This is a genomic window from Aureimonas sp. N4, assembly GCF_001463925.1.
Taxonomy (GTDB): domain Bacteria; phylum Pseudomonadota; class Alphaproteobacteria; order Rhizobiales; family Rhizobiaceae; genus Aureimonas; species Aureimonas ureilytica_A.
In genome coordinates, this window is record NZ_BBWS01000010.1 from 97,996 (window position 1) to 119,464 (window position 21,469).

Here is a 21,469-nt window from a genome sequence, read left to right on the forward strand (position 1 = left end):
AAACCGTCTCGCGTGTGCGCCTACTTACGAGGAGAATGATCTTCTTCGACATGGTGCGGGACGTTATCCCTCGATCCCCCTCCCGTCAAGCGCCCGAGCGCGCCTTTCGGATAACCTCGCTCGGGTCGAGATCGGGCGAGCGGATGCGCCCGTAGAGCGAGAGCAGCAGCGCGTAGGCCCCGAAGGCGACAAGCCCGAGGCCCGTGGCCGACAGGAGCACCCAGCCATAGGGCCAGGAACCGATCTCACTCAGCGCATCTTCCAGCCCAGGCGTATGATCCGGTGTCCAGCGCGAGGCCCCCGTGAAGAACAGGACGGCGATCGCCGCGAACACCATCCCCCGCGCCGCAAGGCCGAAACGGCAGATCGCGATCATCCACCGCGCATGAGCCGGAGGCAGCGAGAGAAAGCGCAGGAAGCTGCCGTCCCAGGCCTTCTTCAGCTGCGAACCCGCCACACCCAGCATGACCAGCCCCGCCGGCAGCGTGAACCAAGGCCCGAGGATCGCGCCCCAGCGGTTGAGAACATCCGATCCGCCCTGCCCACCGCCGACCGATACGCCGAACAGAAGCGAGGCGGCATAGAGCGCCAGAAACACATAGGCGAGGCCCGACACGAAACGGCCGATGCGCACGAAAACGCCCTTGGCCCCTGTGCCGTAGCCATCCGCATCGAACACGGCCTGCACGAAACGCCACAGCGCGAAGCATGGCAAAGCGACCACGAGAAGCACCAGCATCACCCCGCCGAAGGGCGAGCCGACGATCCGCGAGATCGCCTCCTCTTCGCTCAGCGTCGTGCCGCCGGCAAAGGCCGTGCGAAAGGCGAAATAGCCGATGGTGATGAAGACGGCGGCGCGCGCGAGATAGCCGAGCCGCGCGCCCTTTTCGATGGCGTCGCGATGATCGCTGATACCGATGGGCGTGGTCGACATGGCGCGCTCCCCCTGCAAGCCCACCGAAACGATAGGGAATGCTGACGGTTCCAGCCCTTGGCGCGTCGCCCTCAAGCCAGGCCGGGTAGTCTCGCCTCCAGCGCTGCCAGCGCCTCGGCGGGGTCGGCAAAGCGCAGCCAGGTCTCGTCGAACTGGTGGCGGAACCACGTCTCCTGCCGCTTGGCATATTGGCGCGTGCGGGTGACGGAGAGGTCGCGCGCTTCGCTCTGTGTCAACTCGCCCGCGCGCATCCGGGCGAGTTCCCCAACGCCGATGGCGTTGGCCGCCAGACCCGTCGCCGCGCCCGGCCGGGCGGAAAAGGCCTCGGCCTCTTCCGCCGCGCCCTCCGCCAACATGGCGTCGAAGCGCCGGGCGATGCGCTCGCGCAACAGCGCGCGGTCCGGCGTCAGCACGAGTTTCAGCGCCTTCGCTCCCTTCACCAACCCAGCCCCCGCGCCGCGTTGCAGCTGAGCGAGCGGCGCGCCCGTCGTCTCGAACAGTTCCAGCGCGCGCAGGATGCGCTGCGGATCGCTCGGGCGAAGGCGCGCGGCGGCCTCGGGGTCGAGCCCCGTCAACACGCGGTGCAGAGCCGCCGGCCCCTCCTGCGCCATGCGGGCGCGCCAACGCTCGCGGATGGTGGAGGGAATTTCGGGTAGATCGTCGAAGCCCCCGAGCAGCGCCTTGAAATAAAGCCCCGTGCCGCCGCAGAAGACGGGAACCTGCCCGCGCGCGCGAAGCTCCGGCAGAAGCGCTTCCACCTCGCGCAGCCAGACCCCGGCCGAATAGGGCGCATCCGGCGGCACATGGCCGTAGAGCCGGTGCTCGACGCCGCCCATCTCATCAACGGCCGGGCGCGCGCTCAGGATGCGCAAACCGTCATAGACCTGCATGGAATCGGCATTGACGACGGTGCCCCCGACGCGGCGCGCGAGCGCCACCGCCAGCGCCGACTTGCCGCTCGCGGTCGGCCCCGCTATCAGGATCGCCTCCGGCTGTTCCATCGTCAGGCCCTGCTTCCCATGTATGTCGTCACCCTTCTGTCGTCGCGGCAAGACCCCCGCGTTTCGCGCACCCTCGTGAATGCCGCCGCCGACGAGATCGGCGAAGCGGAGATCACTTGGCTGGAGCCTGATATCGCCTGCGATCTCGTGACATCCGAAAAGCCCTCCGCTGCCACGATCGAGCGGCTGAAGCGGCTGGCGCTGGACGAGGCTGTGGACTGCGTGGTGCAGGAGGTCGCCGGGCGGCGCAAGCGGATTCTCCTGGCCGACATGGACTCCACCATGATCCAGCAGGAATGCATCGACGAACTGGCCTCCGCGATCGGTATCAAGGATCAGGTCGCCGCCATCACCGCGCGCGCCATGAACGGCGAGATCGCCTTCGAGCCGGCGCTGCGCGAGCGCGTGGGCCTCCTGCGTGACCTGCCGGTTTCCACAATCGGCGAGGTCATCGAGAGCCACATCACGCTCGCCCCCGGCGGGCGCGAACTCGTCGCCACGATGAACGCCCACGGCGCGCATACCGCGCTGGTCTCGGGCGGCTTCACGGCCTTCACCTCCGTCATCGCTAGCCAGCTGGGCTTTGCCGAGAACCGCGCCAATATCCTGAACATTGCGGATGATCGGCTGGACGGCACGGTGGCCGAGCCGATCCTCGGCGCCGAAGCCAAGCTCGAGGCCCTGCGCGCAATTTCCGCCGGGCTCGGCCTCACCCCGGCCGACGCCATCGCGGTCGGCGACGGGGCCAACGATCTGCCGATGATCCTGGCGGCCGGCACGGGCGTCGCGATTCACGCCAAGCCGACGGTGGCGGCGCAAGCCCCCTTCCGCATCGACCATGGCGATCTGACCGCGCTTCTTTTCATCCAGGGCTACCGCGCGAGCGAATTCCGTTCCTGATGGACGGGCTGCGCACCGAGCGCCTGGTTCTTCGGCGCTGGATCGAAAGCGATCGGCCGGTCTTCCATCGCCTGAATCACGACCCCGCCGTCATGCGCTTCTTTCCGATGCGCATGACCGAGGCGGAAGCGGACGCCACCATGGATCGCTGGAATGCCGATCTGGAAGCGGACGGTATGGGCTTTCTGGCGGCGGTGCGCCTGACGGATCGGCGCGTTGTCGGCGTGATCGGCTTGTCGCCTGTCACCGAACCCGTGTTCGATTTCGCGCCGAGCGTTCAGATAGGCTGGCGTCTCCTGCCCGAGGCCCAAGGTCAGGGTCTCGCCTCGGAAGGCGCGCGCGCCTGTCTCGCCTTCGGCTTCGACAGATTGGCCTTGCCCGACATCGTCTCGCAATGCGTGGTGGAGAACCGCGCGTCCGAAGCGGTGATGCAGCGGATCGGCATGAGCTTCCGCCGCAGTTTTGATCATCCGCGCGTGCCGCGCAGCCACCCGCATCTCGTCCGCCACAGCCTCTACGGGCTGCGGCGAAGCGAGTGGCAGATGATAACGGGCCGCTGATCAGTCGATCGGCACCACGACGAGGCGCAGATCGCCCGCCTTGTCGGCGACGAGCAGCAACGCGTTCTTGCGCCCGTCCGCCTTGGCCTTGGCGAGCTTTTCGCGGGCCTCTTCGCCATTGGCGACCTTCTCCTGGCCGATCTCACGCACGGTCATGCCCGATTCCAGCCCCTTGTCGGCCGAGGCCGAGTTGGGCTCGACCGCCGAGATCACCGCGCCTTGCGCCTCGGCCGGGAGGTCGAACTGCTTGCGCGACTCGTCGCTGAGATCGGTGAACGAGAGGCCCAGCAGCGGGCCTTCGGTCACGACGTCCTCATCGGGCGCGTCCTCGCCCTGATCGGTCTGGTTGTCGGCCGCCTCGCCGTCCTCAAGCCGGCCGAGCGTCACCTCGACCTCGACCGGCACGGCCGGCGCGTCGAGGCTCTGCTTACGCAGGATTTCCAGCTTTACGACCTTGCCGACCGGCGATTCGGCCACCATGCGCGGGAGATCACGCGAGGTCGCGACGGGCTTGCCGTCGAACTTGCGGATCACATCGCCGATCTCGATCTTGCCGGTGTCGGACGGCCCCTGTGGCACGACGCCCATCACCAGCGCACCCGCCGCGCTCGGCAGGCCAAGGCTTTCGGCGATCTCCTCGCTCACCTCTTGGAGGCGCAGCCCCAGCCAGCCTCGGCGCGTTTCGCCGAAATCGCGCAGCTGCGCCACGACATTCTGCGCCAGGACGGCGGGAATGGCGAAGCCGATGCCGATGGAGCCGCCGGTCGGCGAGATGATCGCCGTGTTGATGCCGATCACACGGCCATACATGTCGAAGAGCGGGCCGCCCGAATTGCCGCGATTGATGGCGGCGTCCGTCTGGATAAAATTGTCATAGGGGCCGGCATTGATGTTGCGCCCGCGCGCCGAAACGATGCCGACCGTCACCGATCCGCCGAGGCCGAACGGATTGCCGATCGCCATGACCCAATCGCCGATGCGCACCTGCTCGCTGTCGCCGAAGGGCACGGCGGCGAGCGGCGCCTCCGGCTCCACCTTCAACACGGCGATGTCGGTCTTGGTATCCACGCCGACGATCTTGGCGTCGAGCTGCTTGCCATCCGCGAAATTGACGGTGATCTCGTCCGCGTCGGCGATGACGTGATTGTTGGTGACGATGATGCCCGAGGGGTCGATCACGAAGCCCGAGCCGAGCGACTGGACCTTTCGCGTCCCGTCCTTGCTGTCGCCCTGCAGGAGATCGTCGAAGAACTTCTGAAGCGGCGATCCGTCCGGAGCGTTCAGCTTCGGCACCGCAGGCGCGGCCGGCGCGTCCTCACCATTGTTGCCATCGCCATCGCCGTCTTCGTCGTCTTCGTCATCCGCCGTGCCGCGATCGACGGTCTGAGACGTCGAGATATTGACGACCGCGCCCAGAAGCCGCTCGGCGAGATCGGCGACGGAAGCCGGCCCCTGCGCACGGGGCTGGGCGGCGTTCGGCGTCGGCGGCACGCCCGCCGCATCCGGATTCAGCGTGCCGGCGGCCGGTGGCTGGGGCGCGATGGGCTGGCCTTCGGATGGCGGCGCGATCACCCCTTGCGCAAAGGCCGGCAGCGGCGAGATCGCGACCGTCGAGAGAAGGACGGCGAATGCGCGAAGGCGCCGATACGGGCGGCGGGGATGTGTTGCGGTCATCAAGCGATCCGGTGCCGTTGCAGCCAAACGCCCTCGCCGCGCATGGGCGAGGGATCAAAGGCCAAAGCACGCGGCATACGGGATTCGGCCGGAAACGAGTCCAGCGGATAAAAGCGACCGAATCAAGAAGGGGCGCGCGCCATCCCCCGGTCTCTGCCCGATCACACGGCCAAAACGAAACCGCCCGCTCCTTTCGGACGCGGGCGGCAGGGGAATGGACCGGATCAGTTGGCCGGTGCGGCCGGGGCCGGTGGCGGCGCTGCAGGCGCGGGTGCGGCCGGTGCCGGGTTGGTTGGTGCCGGGCTGGCCGGCGCACCGGGCGGAGGCGCCGAGTTGGTCGATGCCAGCGGCCGGGACGACAGGTCGCCCTTCACGTCGCCCGAGTTGAAGTAGCGGAAGAACTCGGTGTCGGGCGACAGCACCATGGTCGTGCCGCCCTTGGCCATGGCCTCGCGATACGCCTGGAGCGAGCGGTAGAATTCGAAGAATTCCGGGTTCGCCTGATAGGCATTGGCTGAGATGGTGTTGCGCTCGGCCTCGCCCTCACCCTGAAGGATGGTGGCATCGCGCCGCGCGCCGGCCACCAGTTCCGTGACCTCACGATCGACGCCGGCGCGGATCTCCCGTGCCGAAACGCGGCCACGGGCGCGCACGCGCTCGGCCTCGGCCAGACGCTCGGCCCGCATACGGGCATAGGTCTGTTGCGAGACCTCCTGCGTCAGGTCGGTGCGGCGGATGCGCACATCCACTAGATCGAGGCCCAGCGAAGCCGCATCGGGGCGAATCTGGTCGCGAACCTCGACCATCATCTGCAGACGCTCTTCCGACAGCGCGGACTGGAAGTCCCGCAAGCCGTAGACCCGGCGGATGGCCGCGTCGAAGCGCGTGCTCAGACGCTGCTCCGCCTGGGCGATCGAGCCCGACAGGGTGCGGCGGAACACGGCCGCATCCGAAATGCGGTACACGAGGAACGCATCCACCTGATAGAAAGCGCCGCCCGCGACCTGAACGCGCTTGTCGTTGAGGTCCAGCCGCAGAAGGCGGTTGGGCAGCATCTGAATCGTATCCGCCCCGGCGAAGCTGAACGGCATCTTGAAGTTCAGGCCGGGCTGCGTGACGACGCGCTGGATTTCGCCGAAGCGCGTGACCACGGCCTGCTCGCCCTCGCGAACGATGAAGACCGAATTCCAGAGAACGAAGAGAACAAGGGCGATCGCAATGAGAACGCCGTAGAAACGGTTGCTCATCGGCTATTCCCCTGCGCAGGCGTGGACGCGGCGGCACCCGTCAATTGTGAACGGGTGACGTTGGACGCGGCGGGCGCAGCCGAGGTCGGCTGAGGCGCAGCGTTGGGGGTGGGTCGCTGCTGCAACTCGCCGAGCGGCAGGTAGGGCACGACGCCCTGGCCGCCCGAGGTTTGACCATCCATGATCACCTTGTTGGAATTGGCCAGAACCGATTCCATCGTCTCCAGATACAGACGCTCGCGGATAATCTCCGGCGCGCGCTCGTAGGCGGTCAGAATGGAGGTGAAGCGTTGCGCCTCGCCCTGCGCTTCCTGCACGACGCGGTTCTTGTAGGCGGCTGCGTCCTCGCGGATCTGCACGGCTTCGCCCTGGGCGCGGCCGAGCTGCTCGTTGCGATACAGGCGCGCTTCTTCGATGAACTGCGACTCGTTCTGCTCGGCGCGCTGCACCTCCTCGAACGCATCGGCGACTTCGGGCGGCGGCGCGGCTTCTTCGATGGAAATCGCGTTGACCGTCAGACCCGCATTGTAGCTATTGAGCGTCGCCTGCGTGATCTGGCGAACCTGCTCGGCAATGCCGGCGCGGTCGTTGCGGAACACGTCCTCGACCGGGCGACGGCCGACGACTTCGCGCATGGCGCTTTCGGCGACCTGCCGCAGAACGCCCTGCGGGTCCTGCACGTTGAACAGATAAGCGACGGGGTTCTCGACGGAATAGAGAACGGCGAACTGGACATCCACGATGTTCTGGTCGCCCGACAGCATGAGGCCGGAGGAATCGCCGCCCCGCTGGCCGCTGCCGATGGTGATCTGGTTTTCCACGATCGGAACGGTTTCGACCGTCTCGAAAGGCCACATCATCACATGCAGGCCGGGCTCGGAGAGTTCGGCGCGCGGCTTGCCGAACAGAAGCTCGACGCCGACCTCGTCCGGCTGCACGGTATAGACCGCGTTCAGAAGCCAGACCACGGCAAGGCCGGCGACCGCGAGGCCGCCCAGGGCCAGGCCACCGCCCGAACCGCCGGACCCGGACCCGCCCCCGGGCATCGCTCGGCGCAATCGGTCCTGCCCACGGCGCAGAATATCCTCGAGATCAGGCGAGTTGTTGCCGCCGGGCCGCGGTCCTTGCGGCCCCTGGCCCCATGGGCCGCCGCCACCGCCCCCTTTCCCCGTCTGATTGCTCCAGGGCATGTAGATCCTTCCACTCAGGTCCGGTCGCGGGCGATACGTCGCCGCGACGCGAGAAACTCGTCGAAATGCTTATAGGAACTCGAAAAACCGCTTTCAACGCGCGGGCCGCCGTTTCGGCCCGGCGAAGGCGCGCATGGTTAGCGCGCGGCAACGCGCCTTGCGGGCGCTTCGACGCACCGTGGCATCACCTCGGTGGCGCGTCCGTGCGTTCCCAGGTCTCGAAGCGCATGGGCGCGCTATCCCTCGGATTTTGCGGCGGAGTCCGCTCGCTGCGCCGCTCGAACCCTTCGTTCTCGAAATCGGGAAAGAACGTGTCGCCCGCCGGATCGGCCTCGACGCGCGTCAGCTCGATCAGGTCGATCTGGCCGAGAAAGTGTTGATAGATCTCGCCTCCCCCCGCAATCACGATTTCGTTCGATCCGCGCGAGGCCGCCATCATGCGCGCCGCCTTCAGAGCCGTTTCCGCGTCCGCCACCGTCAGGACATCGGCCCCCTCGATCTCAGGGCCACGCGACAGGACGATCGTGTCACGCCCGTCCAGCGCCTTGCCGATCGCCTCGAAGGTCTTGCGACCCATGATCATGGGCCGGCCGAGCGTCAGTTCGCGAAAATGCCGGAGATCGCTCGGCAGCGTCCAGGGCATCCCCCCCTTCGCCCCGATCACACGGTTGCGCGCCATGGCGACGACGGCGACGAGGCGGGGCGGACGGTCAGGCTCATACATGAAGGGTGCTTCCGGTTTGCGAAACCAGAAGTAGGCGGGGCGAGAAGAGAAGGAAGCGGCAGCGTCGAACCCCTAGCGACCGCATCCATATAGAAATTAGCGAAATCGAAAGGACATCAGCAACATAAAAGAAACCATCACAGATATCGGCCAGCGGCCGAGCGGGGCCGGACCGAGGCTGTCCGGTCGCAACAGGAGACCGATCCCTTGAGCCAGTTCACCAGCGAGCAGATCGCGGAGATCGAGCTCCTGCGCTCGACGCGCTCCAGCACCATCCGCCCCGTGTCCGAGGGGCTCGAAGAGGTTCTCTATCAACCCATCCCGGTGCTCGACCACGGCTTCGTGCGCGTCATCGACTATATGGGCAATGACGACGCCGTGGTGCAGGCGGCCCGCGTGTCCTATGGGCGCGGCACCAAGCGCGTGTCGGAAGATCGCGGCTTGATCAACTATCTCCTGCGCCATTGGCACACGACGCCTTTCGAGATGGCCGAAATCAAGCTGCATGTGAAACTGCCGATCTTTGTCGCGCGCCAGTGGATTCGCCATCGCATGGCGAGCGTCAACGAATATTCGGCGCGCTATTCGGTGCTGGACCGTGAATTCTACATTCCCGCACCCGAGCATCTGGCCGCGCAATCGGCCTCCAACCGTCAGGGTCGCGGTGAGATTTTGGAGGGCGAAGAAGCGGCAGCCGTTCTCGACATGCTGCGTCAGGACGCCGGCCGCGCCTATGACGATTACGCCTTCATGCTGAACGAAGGCGGCGAGGATGAAAGCCGCAAGGGTCTGGCGCGCGAGTTGGCCCGCATGAACCTTTCGCTCAACTTCTATACCCAATGGTACTGGAAGGCGGACCTCCACAATTTTATGAGCTTCCTGCGCCTGCGGGCCGACCCGCACGCGCAATATGAAATTCGCGCCTATGCCGATGTGATGATCGACCTCCTGAAGCGTTGGGTGCCGATCACGCACGAAGCCTTCATGGAGCATCGCTTCGGCGCGGCGCAGCTGTCCGCGACCGCGATCCAGGCCGTGCGCCGCATGATCGCGGGCGAGACGCTGGATCAGGTGTCGAGCGGGCTGACCAAGCGCGAATGGGGCGAGCTTTGCGCGGTGCTCGGTCTGCCCGAAACCGCCACGACGTAAGACGCATTGGAAAGGAGCCGAAGACCCTCGGCTCCTTTTGTGTTTGGGTCGGATCACTTCGCCGGCTAGGGCCGCCTCTTCGATTACCTTCGTGACGGCTGCGGCCCTGACCGATTCGCGAGGTTGGTTCCTCAATCGAGATGGACGGCCTCTTTCCCGATCTGGCGGAGCGGGTTCACGCGCTGCATCGCGCGATGGGACGCGGATGAGCCCAGCCGGCCTCAGGGAAACGGCGTAATCTTACGCAGAGATTGCATGTTCTGATGTCGGGGCCTTTTCACCAATGCCGCGAGTGCCTATATTCGCGGAGCCGGACTTGATCCGGCTATGGCAATAAACGGCCGATGTAATAAACCTTTCGGACCCGGGGGCGGTACCCGGCGCCTCCACCTGAACCCACCCCGGCGATCGTCGTGCCGTGGGTTGAGGCGGGGGCGAAATAGGATCGACGAGGGCGTAAAAATCGGACTTTTGCTCGGCATGGTACCACCGTCATCGGGCTGTAAAAGTAGTTGCCAACGACAACTATGCGGAAGTCCGTCTCGCCGCGTAATGCGGTGCGATAACTTCGAATCAAGCCCTAGTGGTTCGCACTTCTAGGCGGGGCTCGGAGGCGCCTGGCAACAGAAGCCTCCACCTTTTTATACGGCGCCAGCCCGGCTGCCATGTCTGCGAGTTCAGGACGACCGAATGGGTCAGGATCTTATCCGTTACGATGTTCTGGCGCAGGACGCTCTGCGCGGCGTCATCCGCAAGGTATTGGGCGAGGTCGTCAAGACCGGTCTGCCCGGCGATCATCATTTCTTCATCACCTTCCTCACCTCCGCTCCGGGTGTTCGCATCTCGTCCCGGCTGCGTGAGAAATATCCCGAGCTGATGACCATCGTCATCCAGCATCAGTATTGGGACCTGTCGGTGACAGACACCTCCTTCGAGGTCGGCCTGTCCTTCTCCGATATCCCCGAGCGTCTGCTGATTCCCTTCAGCGCGATTCGCGGCTTCTACGATCCGGCTGTGAACTTCGAACTCGAATTCGACGTCCGCGATATGGACGCGGCCAATTCGCAGACCGAGGACAGCCCGGCTCCGACCGCGCTCGCCCCTGTTGCGACGGCCCCTGCCCCTGTGGCGGTTGCCGCGCCTGCCAAGCCCGCTGCGGCTGCGCGCAAGGAGACGGCGGCCAAGAGCCCCAGCGAGCCGAGCAAGGACGCCGAGAAGGCCGAAGACAAGCCGGCCGAGAAGAGCGCCGAGGTCGTGTCTCTGGACGCCTTCCGCAAGAAGCCCTGAGCGAGATGGGCGAGGTCGTCAATCTTCGGATGGCCCGCAAACGGTCCGAGCGGGCGGCGGCCGAATGCAAGGCCGCCGAGAACCGCAGCCGCCACGGCCGCAGCAAGGCCGAGCGGGAACGCGAGGCGATCGAAAAAGAGCGCATGGAGCGTCAGCTTGACGGGGCGCTTCGCGATCCACCGGCCCCATGATCGAGAAGCATTCGCTTTCGATCCGAGGCCATCGGACATCGATCAGCGTCGAAGCGCCGTTCTGGGCCGAGTTGAACCGCCTTGCGAACATGGCGGGATGCGCCGTCGCCGAGCTTGTGGCGCGCATCGACAGCGAGCGCCTGCCCGAGACCAATCTCTCCTCCGCCATCCGCCTGCATGTTCTCCAGGAGTCGTTGCGAAAAGCGCAGACGCCCGCGGGGCGCGGCGACACGTCCCACGTGATTCTGTCGCATGTCTATCTCGGCACGGATGATTTCGAGCGCTCGCTGCGCTTCTGGGCCGCGGTCGCGCGCGAGATGGGCCTGCGCTTCCGCTTCGAAGATGGCGAGCGCGGCTGGGCGGGATGGCAGCCGGCCGACGCCGATCGCCCGCTTTTCCTGATCGGCCGGCCGGAGAATGGCGCTCCCGCATCCATTGGCAACGGAACGATGATCGCCTTCAACCTCGGCAGCCATGCCCTTGTGGACCGTGTTCACGCGCTGGCGTTGGCGCTCGGCGGCCGCGACGAAGGCGCGCCGGGCCTGCGGCCGCATTATCACCCGAACTATTACGGCGCGTATTTCCGCGACCGCGACGGCCACAAGATCGGCCTTGCGTGCCATCGGCCAGATGGTGGCTCGTCTCCGTAGCGAGAGCGGCCTGCCGCCTTGGCGGGGGCTCTGCGGCGCTCACAGCGCCCACGAGAACCATCCCTCACACGGCCGAAGCGGCTCCCAAGTTTTTGGTGCAAGCTCGTCCGACCATCCAAGCGCGCCTTTAGAACCGCTGAAGCGGCTCGACGCCCGGCAGATTGCGGAAGCCTTCACTCGGCTGCGGCGGCGGCACGGCGACGGGCGGGGCTTCGAGTTCGAGCGCGGCCGGCGCGGGGACTGAGCGCTGCGGCGCAGGTTGAGGACGCGCGGCCGCCTCCTCGGCGCGCCGCCGTTCCGCCTCTGCCGCCTCGCGTTCGCGCTGCTCGGTCTCGGCTCGGCGCGCGTCCTCTTCGGCTTTGATGCGGGCGTCGCGAAGGGTTTGACGGGTCTTCTCGCGCGCCTCGTAGAAGCGCGTTTCCCGGCGCAGACGAACGGTTTCCCGCAGCGCCTCCTCCAAGCTCCGCACGCGCGCCTGCTCCAGCTGATAGGCGCGCGAGGCGAGATAGCTGGTCAGCGGCTCGACACCCATCGCCCGGCGCGGCGCGGCGAGCGTGCCCGACAGATCGTAGATCAGGGCGGGATCGGGCGCGTCCACCACGTCCTCCTCCTCGGGCTTGGGCAGCGCCAGTTCGAATCGACCGGACAGAGCGCGGTCGGCGAGGCCGATGCGGGCCTCCCCGGACAAGACCTCTCCGGCTGCGTCCAGACGGATCGGGCCGATCTGCAAGGCGCCATTGGCAAGGCGCAGCGGAGCCGTGATCGAACTTGCAGTCAGGCTCTGGCCGCGCTGAGCGGCGTCGACGAGACGCATCACAGCGTCCGATGTCGCCGAGAAGCCCGGCTTGCCGGCTTCCTCCAGCACCGAACCCATGAGGCTCGGAGCAACCGCCGAAATCTTCGCATCCGTCAGAGTCGCCTCCCCGGTTCCATCCATGGAAAGCCTCAGCGCATCGAAACTCTGGCCGCCCGCCTTGAAACTCAACCGACCGCCGAGAACACCTGAGAGGATGGCATTCTCGCCCTCCCCGAGCCGGACCGGACGGCCTTCGATATCGAGCGTCCACTCCGTACCGACCAGACCGCCGACATTGCTGAATCGGCCGCGCCCTTCCAGTCGCCCCTCGCCGATCTTGGCAGCGAAGGTCGGCACGGACAGCTCGGTCGCGGAACTGTTCAACTGCGCGCTGATATTGGTCATCTCAATCGGCGCCCCATCCAGCGCGCCGGCTTCCAGAGACAGGCGGAGGGGCCGCTGCGGCAGAAGCGGCGCGGCGAAGGCGCGCGCTCCCACGCCCTCCCCCTCGGGAACGATGCCGGTGAGGATGGTCTGCAGCCAGTCCAGCGAGAGATGGTCGAGCTTCAGACGGCCGATCATGTCGCTGCCGCCGGCGGCGGACAATTGCCCCTCGACAGGCTGTCCGTTCACCTGCCCTCGAACATCGCTCACCACCCAGTCAGGGCCGAACCAGCGAAGCTGCGCCCCGCCTTCCACCGGCAGCGCCTCGAGCCGCTGGCCGGCTGCGATGCCGAGCGTCGTCAGCCAAAGCGCTGCGTCGTCACTGCTGAGGGTCAGGCGGCCGTCGAGCGAGCGAAGCCCGGCCGGCGAGAGCGCCGCCGTCCCCTCCAACGCCATGCGGCTGCCGGGCGCTTCGCCGCTCAGCGACACCGCCGCGCCCTCGCCAGGATTGCCGGAACTGGTGAGGCGCACCGACAAGGGACCGGGCGCGCCGAGGTCGAGCGCGGAGATGCCGAGCTGGCCGAGAAGCTCCACCGGCTTTTCGTTGCGCAGCCCCATCTCCAATCCGAAGCGGCCGTCCTTCCAGGCGGCGGCCAGACCGTTTTCGAGCGCCAGCCGCACGGTGAGATCGGTTCCCGCCGCTGTGCCCGCAAGCTCGGCCACAAGATCGGTGCGGCCCGCGATTGCGGTGGGTGAGACGGTCCCGCTTAGAGACAGAGGCCCGAGCGAAGCCGCTCGCGCGTCGGCCAGTTGCAGAAGCGGGCTGTCCGGCAGGCGCGCGCGCAGGAAGGCGAGGAAGCGGGCCGGCTCATCGGCCGAAACATCGAGGCTGAGATCGGGCACCGGCGCGCTGGAAAGGTTCGCGACCGTGCCTTCCACATGAAGATCGGCCCTGGCCAACCCGTCCGCGTCGAAGGAGCCGATATCAAGAGCGTCACCCGAGAGCGCCATATCCGCCTCGACATGATCCGCCACCACGCCAGCGTAGCGCATCGGGCCGGCGGCCCATTGCAGCTCGATGCGCTCGGGAACACCGCGCGCCGGCTGCGGGCGAAGCCGGGCCAGCGCCAGCAGCGGTTCGAGATCCACCGCACCGCCGCGCAGCTCCGCATTGGTTGTGACGCCTTCCGGGCGCACCGTGCGGTCGATCGCGCCGCGCAGCGTCTGGCCGCCGAGATTGAGTTCGAGATCGTCGAGGTTTTGTTCGCTCGCGGTCAGATTTACCTTGGCCTGGAGGCCGGCTTGATCGAGCTTCGCCAGCGCGGGGATGCCGCCCAGCCCGGCCCAGCCGAAGAAGCTCGCCGGCTGGCGCGCCGCCACCAGAAGCGAGCCGCGAAAGCCCGGCTTGGCGCTAAGATCGGCGAGGCCGGATGCTTCCACCAGGGTGCGGCCGGGAAACTCGCCGCTCAGCTTGTCGATCGACCAGCCCTCCTGCGAGGGCGAGCCGGCAAAGCTGACTTCGCGGATCGACGTGTCCCCGATCGTCACGATCGGCAGCGACAGGCGCAGCCGGCCGGGCAAGGGGCTGGCGGGAAGGCGCGCCAGCGCTTCACGAATGCCGGCGATTCGCTCCGACAGGCTCGGGACCGTGCCGCTCGTGCTGTCGGCGGGCGCGAGGCGGTCAAGATCGACTTCCTGCCCGGACAGATCGATGTCGAAATGCGGAATGGGTCCGAAATTCAGGCTCGCCGCGCCGGTGACGAGATAGGGCGCTTCCGCCGCCCCGACCGAGGCGCGCAGATCGGACAGAGCGACGAGTTGCGGCGACAGCGTGAAACCCGCCTGCATCTGGATCGGGGGCGTGGGCGCGCTCCCGGTCTCGCCCTGCCCCGCCGCCCGCTCCTTCTGCACGGCCAAAGGCGTGCGGAACGTCATCGTCCCGTCCAGCATGGGCTTGCCCGGCACGCGGGATGCGGTCCCCGACAGGCTGACCGACAGGCTCGGCGCGTCGGATTCGGCGGTGACGCGCAGAGGCAGCGTCCCGTCGCCGGGCGCAACCCCGGTGGAGAGGCTGACGCGCAGGAGCCGGCCGTCGAGACGCAGCGTGCCCGCGCCCGTGATCGGGCCGAGCAGCGAGCGGGCCGAGAGATCGGCGTCGATGTCGCTCAGTTGAATCCGCCGATCCACCCGTTGATCGGTCAGAGCAACGGAGCCGCCGGCGATCCGCACTTTTTCGAAGACCACCGGCAGATTGGCGGGAAGCTGCGAGGCGGCGACGGGCCAGCGAACCTGTCCGGCCTTGTCGATATCAAGCGACAAATTGGGCCGGTCCATCTCCGTGTTGAAGATGCGGACCTCGCCAGACAAGAAGGGCGCCAACTCGGCGTCCATCCGAAACGCACTCAGCGTCAGGATCGGATCGCCGGCATCCCCCACCACCACGTCGTTGAAGGCAATGGAGGGGAAGGGCAAAAGCCGCGCCGACACCGCGCCGCGCACTTCGACCGGCTGGCCGAGCAGGCGCGAGGTTTCCGTCTCGAAGGCCGAGCGATAGGTTGTCCAGTCCACGAAGCGCGGGCCGACCCAGAGCGCCAGAAGACATGCGATCAAGACGCCGCCAAGGATGATGAACAGCCGCAAGCCCGCAGGTCCCTTTGTGTCGAATCATTCGGGCCGCTGGCCCTAGCTTTCAGAAATCCTAACAGTTTTGCCGCTCGCCGGTCATGCGGCTTGGCGCGCGGCGGTTAAGATCGCGCTGTGGAAGCCCCTCTCTCTCCACAAGGGCGGGGCGACGTGCCACCCGCTCCTCCCCTCTTTGCCGCAAGGCCGCCGACATGTTCCCCTAGTGTTCCCTGCAGAATCCATTAAGTAGTCGGCATGACCGAACTCTCCGATCCGTCCGCCCCCGGCCCGAAGAAGCCCTCCGGCATCGCCGCCCGAGCCCTTGCGGCGCGCGGCGGGCCCGTGGCTGCGCCCGCGCCCGACTATCTCGCGGGTCTCAATCCCGAGCAGCGCGCGGCGGTCGAGACGACGGAAGGGCCGGTTCTGGTGCTGGCCGGCGCGGGCACCGGCAAGACGCGGGTTCTGACGACGCGCATCGCCCATATTCTCAAGCTGCGCCTCGCCTATCCCTCGCAGATTCTGGCCGTGACCTTCACCAACAAGGCCGCGCGCGAGATGAAGCAGCGCATCGGCCTTCTGGTCGGCGGCGAGGTGGAAGGGATGCCCTGGCTCGGCACGTTCCACTCGATCGGCGTCAAGATTCTGCGCCGCCATGCCGAACTGGTGGGGCTGAAATCGAACTTCACGATCCTCGATACGGACGATCAGATCCGCCTGATCAAGCAGCTGCTCCAAGCCGAGAATCTGGACGACAAGCGCTGGCCGGCGCGCACCTTCGCCAATCTTCTGGATGGCTGGAAGAACAAGGGACTGACGCCCGACACAATCCCGGAAGGCGATGCGCGCTCCTTCGGCAACGGCAAAGGGCGCGAACTCTACCGCGCCTATCAGGCTCGCCTCTCCACGCTGAACGCGACGGATTTCGGCGATCTCCTGCTCCATCCCATCGCGATCTTCCGCGACCACCCGGACATTCTGGCCGATTATCACAAGCGCTTTCGCTACATTCTGGTGGACGAGTATCAGGACACCAACGTCGCGCAATATCTCTGGCTGCGGCTTCTGGCTCAGATGTCGGATTCCCGCCGGGACGCCGGCCAAAGCGCCGTGAATGTCTGCTGCGTCGGCGACGACGACCAGTCCATCTATGGCTGGCGCGGCGCGGAGGTGGACAATATCCTGCGTTTCGAGAAGGATTTTCCGGGCGCGACCGTGATCCGGCTGGAGCGCAACTATCGCTCGACCGCTCATATTCTGGGCGCGGCCTCCGGCCTCATCTCCGTCAACGAGGACCGGCTCGGCAAGACGCTGTTCACCGACCTCCACGATCCCGAGCACGAGAAGGTCTCGGTCAATGCGGGCTGGGACTCGGAGGAGGAAGCGCGCACGATCGGCGAGGAGATCGAGCAGCTTCAGCACAAGGGTCATAAGCTCAACGACATGGCGATCCTGGTGCGCGCCTCGTTCCAGATGCGCGAATTCGAAGATCGCTTCGTCACGCTCGGCCTGAATTACCGCGTCATCGGCGGTCCGCGCTTCTACGAACGGCTGGAGATCCGCGACGCGCTCGCCTATTTCCGCTGCGTCTGCCAGCCGGCCGACGATCTGGCCTTCGAACGTATCGTCAACACGCCCAAGCGTGGCCTCGGCGATGTGGCGATCAAGCTCCTGCATGAATATTCCCGCGCCAAGGGCCTGCCGCTTCTGGCCGGCGCGGCCGATCTGGTGCAGGGCGACGAGCTGAAGCCGCGCCCGCGCGCGGCGCTGGCCGAGGTCGTGCGCCATTTCGACCGCTGGTCCGGCCTTCTCTCGACCACGCGGCACACCGATCTCGCGGAAATGATTCTGGACGAGTCCGGCTATACCGAGATGTGGCAGGCCGACCGCTCGGCCGAAGCGCCGGGGCGGCTCGAAAACCTGAAAGAGCTGATCCGCTCCATGGACGATTACGAGAGCCTGCCGGGCTTTCTCGAACATATCGCCTTGGTGATGGACGCCGAACAGAACGCCGAAACCGACGCCGTATCGATCATGACGCTGCATTCGGCCAAGGGACTGGAATTCGAGACCGTGTTCCTGCCCGGTTGGGAGGAGGGCCTGTTTCCGCATCAGCGCTCCCTCGACGAGGGCGGTCGCTCCGGCCTCGAAGAAGAGCGCCGCCTCGCCTATGTCGGGATCACGCGCGGCAAACGGCGGGTGAAGATCACCTTCGTCTCGAACCGGCGCATCCATGGCATGTGGCAATCCACCATTCCCTCGCGCTTTCTGGACGAGTTGCCGGAAGATCATGTCGAGGTGATCGAGGCCTCCGCCTCCTATGGCGGCTACGGAGCCGGCGGCATGGGCGGCTATGGCGCGTCGCGCTGGGACGCGAACGCCTTTTCCGCCTCCTCCTATGGCACCCCCGGCTGGCGGCGCGCGCAGGCGGCAGGCGGCATGGGCGACACCTATCAGGGCGGGCGCGGGCGCAAGATCGAATATAACGAAGGCGGCGTATCGGGCTCGGGCGCACGCGCGGCCAGCACGGCCGACAAATATATTGCGCGGGATGGTGGGGCAGGCTCTCAGGGGCGCAGCGGCTTTGCAGGGCGCATGGACGACGCCTTCTCGGCGCAGCACTCGCGCGGCTCCAACCAGCCGCCGCGCAAGGGCGGCGGGCTCTACTCCTCGGCGCAAAGCGGCGGGCCGCGCGAAATCGAAGGAACGCTGGTCGCGAAATCGGTGTCCGACGAAGCCAGCCCCTATGGTGTCGGCGACCGCGTGTTCCACAGCAAGTTCGGCAACGGAACGGTGTCGCTCGTGGAAGGCAACAAGCTGACCGTGGATTTCGACCGCGCTGGCCAGAAGCGGGTGCTGGACGGGTTCGTCACGCCAGCTTGACGGCCTTCACCTCAGGCGGCCAAACGGATCTGCCGCGTCGTCCCTGGGGGTGGGCATACGAAAAACCCGCCCTGCTCCCGAAGGCGCAGGGCGGGTTTCGTCTGTTCAGAACGACGGTAGGATCAGGACACGCCGGCCATCAGCTCATGGACACGGCGCAGATAGGCTTCCGCCTGCCGGGCGCGGGCTTCGGCCTCTTCGGCGCGCTGCTCGGCCCGCTTGGCGCGAACGCTCGTTTCCCACTCGTTGTATTCGGAATTGCGCAAGGCGACTTCCGCACCGGCCAGCTTCTCGTCGGCCGCCTTCAAGCGCTCTTCGAGAACCTGAATCTGGGCCTGGGCGCGCTGGTGCTCCTCGGCCGCGCGATCGGCCAAGGCGCGGTTCTGCTTCTCCAATTGGGCGAAGCGCTTTTCGTAGCTGCGGATCGTGCCCGCTGCCTGCTCCACCATGGAAAGCGTCTGTGTCCAGTCCCCGCCCGGCGCGTCGACCGGCATGGTTCCGGTCATGGGCTCGATCAGCTCGCTGGATGCCGCCACCGCGACCGCGCTGCCTTCATTGGCCGGCGCGGGGATTTCGCCCTCGCGCAGCGGCAGCGGCTCGGCGCCGCGGAACATGGCACTGAGCTCTTCGGCCGTGGTGTCGAACAGGGCCGAGGGCGCGTCCGGCTGGGCCACATCGATCTCGATTTCGCCGGCCAACTCGTTGCGGATCGCGCTCATTCTTCGTCCCCTTCACGATTGCTGAGGAAAGCGGCGCGCAGATCGGCCTCGACCTGCGCATCGCTGTCCGATCCCATGACCTTGCTGAAGCTGCCGATGATGGCATCGTGCATCTTCGCCAACCAGGCTTCGGCCTCGCTGGCGCGGGCCTCGGCGCGCCGCGCGCGGGCCTCGGACTCGGCCAGCCGGACTTCGGTCTCGTCCAGTTGCTCCTGGAGCGCGCGGATTTCCTCGCTCGCGCGCTCGGCGTCCAGCCGGTGCTCGATTTCCATCTCGGTCGCGCGTTCGTCGCGAATGCGAATGGCTTCGCTGGCTTCGCGCACGAGATCGAGCGCGGCCGACCAGTCGCGCTTGGGCTCCGCGCCGGCCGAAACCAGCGAGAAATTCGGCTCGCCGGTTCGCTCGTCCGCCGCGTCGGCCAGACTCTGGCGAAGGCTGAAGCCGATCTCCTCGTTCCCTCTGATGGTCATCCCTGCGTTTCCCCTCGTCCCTTACCGCATTTCGAAACGCCCGGAGGCGTTCAGTCGTTCTTGTCCAACGCCGAGAAGGGCCGCACGTTCGAACTCTTTCCTTCTCGCGGCGGCTCCGGCGGCAGTTCTCCCCCCAACTCACCATGCCGGCTTCTCGTGGCGCGCTTAAGGCTTTCGTTCTGGCGTTGCAGGGCCGAGCGGCTTTCCCGCGCGATATCGAGCGCGCCTTGAGCGAGTGTGCGTTCGGCGCGCTCGTTCTGCAACTCTTCGATCAGGCGACGGTTAGCGACCTCGAGTGCCATGCGCTCCTGCTCGAAGCGCAGCGTCAGCGTTTCCACGCGATCCGACAGGTTGGCGGCGCGCGAATTGGCGCTTTCCAGCGCCGCATCCTTGGCGGCCAGCGCCTTCACCAGCATGTCGCAGCGCGCTTCCATTTCGTTGCGGCCTTTGTCGGCCTCCTGCAGAAGCGTCGCCAGACGACCATTGTCCCCGCGCAGGCTTTCGACGCGGCGCTCCTGCGTCGTGCGTTCGGCCGAGGCTTCCTTCACGGCGCGATCGGCCGAGCGAACCGTTTCCTCGCGTTCGCGCAACTGGTTGCGCACCTGCGCCAGGATCTGGTCGGTCGCGGCGAGACGCGCGTTCAACGTCTCGATCTTCATGGTGGAATTGGCGCGCTCGGTCTTCAGCGCGCCGAGATCGACCTCGTGCTGCGCGACGGCCCGCTGGCGCGCGGCCTGCTCCGAGACGAGTTGGGCTTCCAGCATCGAGATCGACTGGAGGTTCTGGTCGATCTGCTGTTCCAGCTCATTGAGCCGGCCGGACAGGGACACGAGTTCGGCGGACTGCTCCTCCGCCAGATTCTGGAGACGGCGGTTCTCGCCATCCAGAATCTGCCGGCGCTCCTCCGTGTCGGAGAGCATCCGCTCGGCCTCGTTCAGAGCCTGCTCGGAAATCTGCGCTTCGGCGCGCAGCGTCTTCACTTCGAGGGACAGCGACTGGTTCTGCTCGACCTCCGCAAGAAGCTGGCGCTCCAGCGCGTTGGCATGGGAGGTGCGCTCGCGCAGCGACAGGCGCTGCTCGTCCAGCATCGTCTCGTTTTCGCGCAGCGTCGCTTCCAGGCGGCCGATCCGCGCGGTGGTGGAGGTCAGGTCCGCCATGGCCTGCGAATGGCGGCCGAGCAGATCGTCCACCTCGCGGCGCAGCGACTGGTTGGCGTCCATCTCCTGCGCCAGGAGGGCGTCGAGTTCGAGAACGCGCGCCTTGGCGTGCGACAATTCGCCGGCGATGGTCTCGACAGGTTCGATCAGTTCGGCGAAATCGTCGGTCAGCGTGCGCAGGTCGCCCAGGCGCTCGGCCATCTCGCCGATGCGTACACGTAGCATCTCGTTGCGCTGGCCGATTCCGTCGAGCGGCGGCATCGAAGGCTGAACGGGCATGCGCTGCTCCACAGGAGGCGCCCTCCTGGGCTGCTGCGGTGGCTGCGGCGGCTGCTGAAACGTCGGTTCCACGGCCTCGCTCTCAGGGGCACCCGGCCGCAGCGGGCCGCGCCGGAAGAGAAAGGTCAAAGGTGACGTCATGGAACGGGACCCCGAAGGCAACGGCTTCTGATCGTGTCTTGCCGCCGATGGCACGGCGGCGCAATTGGATTAGGAAACCGGTAACAACTTTTTCTTAATTTGTCGTTTTTTGATCTCACCGCCGCGAGTTGACACGAGTTCAAGCTCCGGCGCTCCCCCGCGTCGGCGCGGGCGAATTCACGACAATATGATCGACTGACTTCATAACCGGCGGTCGTTCAGGAACCGTTCAGGCGAAAAGCTGTTCCTTGAGCGAATTCATTGCTTTGCCGGAGTGAACCATGCGTATCGTAAGAATGCTAGGTGGCAAGGTGCTGGCCGCGGCCATCGCGCTGACCATGCTCCCCGCCGCCGTGCCGGCCCAAGTTCCTCTCGTTGGCGTTTCCACCGCCAAGGCCGATCCCTATTGGGGCGGTTATGGTCGCCATCATTACCGCGGCGGACCGGGCTACTACGGCGGCCCCCGCTATTACGGCGGGCAGGGATATTACGGCGGTCCCCGTTATTACGAGGG

At 66.5% G+C, this 21,469-nt stretch carries 18 protein-coding genes and 1 other RNA gene; 9 read left to right on the forward strand and 10 right to left on the reverse strand.

Features of this window, described 5'->3' with window-relative positions:
* Positions 1-85: 85 nt before the first annotated feature.
* Both AUL28_RS03885 and miaA read right to left on the reverse strand, forming a co-directional pair.
* Positions 86-934 carry a DUF1206 domain-containing protein gene (locus tag AUL28_RS03885; protein WP_062230726.1) on the reverse strand — a complete coding sequence of 283 codons (849 nt, stop codon included), beginning with the start codon at positions 932-934 and terminating at the stop codon, positions 86-88.
* 71 nt (positions 935-1,005) lie between these two features.
* Complete coding sequence (gene miaA / locus AUL28_RS03890; protein ID WP_062230727.1) at positions 1,006-1,935, reverse strand: tRNA (adenosine(37)-N6)-dimethylallyltransferase MiaA; 930 nt, start codon at positions 1,933-1,935, stop codon at positions 1,006-1,008.
* 18 nt (positions 1,936-1,953) lie between these two features.
* Between miaA and serB the strand changes: the two genes are divergently transcribed.
* Both serB and AUL28_RS03900 read left to right on the forward strand, forming a co-directional pair.
* Entirely contained in the window at positions 1,954-2,835 is an 882-nt protein-coding gene (serB, locus tag AUL28_RS03895; RefSeq protein WP_062230728.1) for a phosphoserine phosphatase SerB, read from the forward strand.
* Positions 2,835-3,395: a GNAT family N-acetyltransferase gene (locus AUL28_RS03900; RefSeq protein ID WP_062230729.1), complete on the forward strand. Its 561-nt coding sequence runs from the start codon at positions 2,835-2,837 to the stop codon at positions 3,393-3,395. Before serB ends, AUL28_RS03900 begins: the two co-directional genes overlap by 1 nt.
* Here AUL28_RS03900 and AUL28_RS03905 read toward each other — a convergent pair whose 3' ends face one another.
* The 4 genes from AUL28_RS03905 to AUL28_RS03920 form a co-directional block, all read right to left on the reverse strand.
* Complete coding sequence (locus AUL28_RS03905; protein WP_058600658.1) at positions 3,396-5,069, reverse strand: Do family serine endopeptidase; 1,674 nt, start codon at positions 5,067-5,069, stop codon at positions 3,396-3,398.
* Positions 5,070-5,293: 224 nt separating this feature from the next.
* Positions 5,294-6,316: a protease modulator HflC gene (gene hflC / locus AUL28_RS03910; RefSeq protein ID WP_062230730.1), complete on the reverse strand. Its 1,023-nt coding sequence runs from the start codon at positions 6,314-6,316 to the stop codon at positions 5,294-5,296.
* Entirely contained in the window at positions 6,313-7,506 is a 1,194-nt protein-coding gene (gene hflK, locus AUL28_RS03915) for an FtsH protease activity modulator HflK (RefSeq protein ID WP_082640234.1), read from the reverse strand. Before hflK ends, hflC begins: the two co-directional genes overlap by 4 nt.
* A 184-nt stretch (positions 7,507-7,690) precedes the next feature.
* Entirely contained in the window at positions 7,691-8,230 is a 540-nt protein-coding gene (locus tag AUL28_RS03920; protein WP_062230731.1) for a dihydrofolate reductase, read from the reverse strand.
* A gap of 207 nt (positions 8,231-8,437) precedes the next feature.
* Here AUL28_RS03920 and thyX point away from each other — a divergent pair, with 207 nt between their 5' ends.
* From thyX to AUL28_RS21985, 5 genes are all read left to right on the forward strand, one after another.
* Positions 8,438-9,379 (forward strand): FAD-dependent thymidylate synthase, encoded by a 942-nt coding sequence (gene thyX / locus AUL28_RS03925; RefSeq protein ID WP_062230732.1) that lies wholly within the window; start codon positions 8,438-8,440, stop codon positions 9,377-9,379.
* 270 nt (positions 9,380-9,649) lie between these two features.
* Positions 9,650-10,017: a transfer-messenger RNA gene (ssrA, locus tag AUL28_RS03930) on the forward strand.
* A 52-nt stretch (positions 10,018-10,069) separates the two neighbouring features.
* A complete protein-coding gene (locus AUL28_RS03935) occupies positions 10,070-10,666 on the forward strand; it encodes an SspB family protein (RefSeq protein WP_062230733.1) in 597 nt (198 codons plus the stop codon).
* Between the two features lie 5 nt (positions 10,667-10,671).
* Complete coding sequence (locus AUL28_RS03940) at positions 10,672-10,857, forward strand: DUF4169 family protein (RefSeq protein WP_062230734.1); 186 nt, start codon at positions 10,672-10,674, stop codon at positions 10,855-10,857.
* Positions 10,854-11,507 (forward strand): ribbon-helix-helix domain-containing protein, encoded by a 654-nt coding sequence (locus tag AUL28_RS21985; protein WP_082640235.1) that lies wholly within the window; start codon positions 10,854-10,856, stop codon positions 11,505-11,507. The genes AUL28_RS03940 and AUL28_RS21985 overlap by 4 nt, the downstream gene beginning before the upstream one ends.
* Positions 11,508-11,634: 127 nt before the next feature.
* Here AUL28_RS21985 and AUL28_RS03950 read toward each other — a convergent pair whose 3' ends face one another.
* Entirely contained in the window at positions 11,635-15,327 is a 3,693-nt protein-coding gene (locus AUL28_RS03950; protein WP_062230735.1) for an AsmA family protein, read from the reverse strand.
* A gap of 237 nt (positions 15,328-15,564) precedes the next feature.
* On the opposite strand from AUL28_RS03950, the gene AUL28_RS03955 reads away from it, so the two are divergent.
* The gene (locus tag AUL28_RS03955) at positions 15,565-18,189 is read left to right on the forward strand and encodes an ATP-dependent helicase (protein ID WP_062230736.1); all 2,625 of its coding nucleotides are present in this window, start codon (positions 15,565-15,567) and stop codon (positions 18,187-18,189) included.
* Positions 18,190-18,311: 122 nt separating this feature from the next.
* Here AUL28_RS03955 and AUL28_RS03960 read toward each other — a convergent pair whose 3' ends face one another.
* The 3 genes from AUL28_RS03960 to AUL28_RS03970 are packed head-to-tail and all read right to left on the reverse strand — an operon-like array spanning position 18,312 to position 20,814.
* Complete coding sequence (locus tag AUL28_RS03960; RefSeq protein WP_058600666.1) at positions 18,312-18,908, reverse strand: hypothetical protein; 597 nt, start codon at positions 18,906-18,908, stop codon at positions 18,312-18,314.
* On the reverse strand, positions 18,905-19,378 hold the full coding sequence (locus AUL28_RS03965; protein WP_058600667.1) for a hypothetical protein: 474 nt from the start codon (positions 19,376-19,378) through the stop codon (positions 18,905-18,907). Before AUL28_RS03965 ends, AUL28_RS03960 begins: the two co-directional genes overlap by 4 nt.
* Before the next feature lie 50 nt (positions 19,379-19,428).
* A complete protein-coding gene (locus AUL28_RS03970) occupies positions 19,429-20,814 on the reverse strand; it encodes a chromosome partitioning protein ParA (protein WP_153003757.1) in 1,386 nt (461 codons plus the stop codon).
* A 422-nt stretch (positions 20,815-21,236) separates the two neighbouring features.
* Between AUL28_RS03970 and AUL28_RS03975 the strand changes: the two genes are divergently transcribed.
* Positions 21,237-21,469, forward strand: a 233-nt coding sequence (locus AUL28_RS03975; RefSeq protein WP_192843392.1) for a hypothetical protein, incomplete at its 3' end; no start/stop codon positions are given.

What these genes read in the sequence shown, in the direction of transcription:
- miaA (WP_062230727.1), bottom strand. Translation starts at nt 1,935, where the DNA reads ATGGAACAGCCGGAGGCGATCCTGATAGCGGGGCCGACCGCGAGCGGC.
- AUL28_RS03905 (WP_058600658.1), bottom strand. Translation starts at nt 5,069, where the DNA reads ATGACCGCAACACATCCCCGCCGCCCGTATCGGCGCCTTCGCGCATTC.
- AUL28_RS03935 (WP_062230733.1), top strand. Translation starts at nt 10,070, where the DNA reads ATGGGTCAGGATCTTATCCGTTACGATGTTCTGGCGCAGGACGCTCTG.
- AUL28_RS21985 (WP_082640235.1), top strand. Translation starts at nt 10,854, where the DNA reads ATGATCGAGAAGCATTCGCTTTCGATCCGAGGCCATCGGACATCGATC.
- AUL28_RS03955 (WP_062230736.1), top strand. Translation starts at nt 15,565, where the DNA reads ATGACCGAACTCTCCGATCCGTCCGCCCCCGGCCCGAAGAAGCCCTCC.
- AUL28_RS03900 (WP_062230729.1), top strand. Translation starts at nt 2,835, where the DNA reads ATGGACGGGCTGCGCACCGAGCGCCTGGTTCTTCGGCGCTGGATCGAA.
- AUL28_RS03965 (WP_058600667.1), bottom strand. Translation starts at nt 19,378, where the DNA reads ATGACCATCAGAGGGAACGAGGAGATCGGCTTCAGCCTTCGCCAGAGT.
- hflC (WP_062230730.1), bottom strand. Translation starts at nt 6,316, where the DNA reads ATGAGCAACCGTTTCTACGGCGTTCTCATTGCGATCGCCCTTGTTCTC.
- serB (WP_062230728.1), top strand. Translation starts at nt 1,954, where the DNA reads ATGTATGTCGTCACCCTTCTGTCGTCGCGGCAAGACCCCCGCGTTTCG.
- AUL28_RS03960 (WP_058600666.1), bottom strand. Translation starts at nt 18,908, where the DNA reads ATGAGCGCGATCCGCAACGAGTTGGCCGGCGAAATCGAGATCGATGTG.
- hflK (WP_082640234.1), bottom strand. Translation starts at nt 7,506, where the DNA reads ATGCCCTGGAGCAATCAGACGGGGAAAGGGGGCGGTGGCGGCGGCCCA.
- AUL28_RS03885 (WP_062230726.1), bottom strand. Translation starts at nt 934, where the DNA reads ATGTCGACCACGCCCATCGGTATCAGCGATCATCGCGACGCCATCGAA.
- AUL28_RS03970 (WP_153003757.1), bottom strand. Translation starts at nt 20,814, where the DNA reads ATGCCCGTTCAGCCTTCGATGCCGCCGCTCGACGGAATCGGCCAGCGC.
- AUL28_RS03940 (WP_062230734.1), top strand. Translation starts at nt 10,672, where the DNA reads ATGGGCGAGGTCGTCAATCTTCGGATGGCCCGCAAACGGTCCGAGCGG.
- AUL28_RS03920 (WP_062230731.1), bottom strand. Translation starts at nt 8,230, where the DNA reads ATGTATGAGCCTGACCGTCCGCCCCGCCTCGTCGCCGTCGTCGCCATG.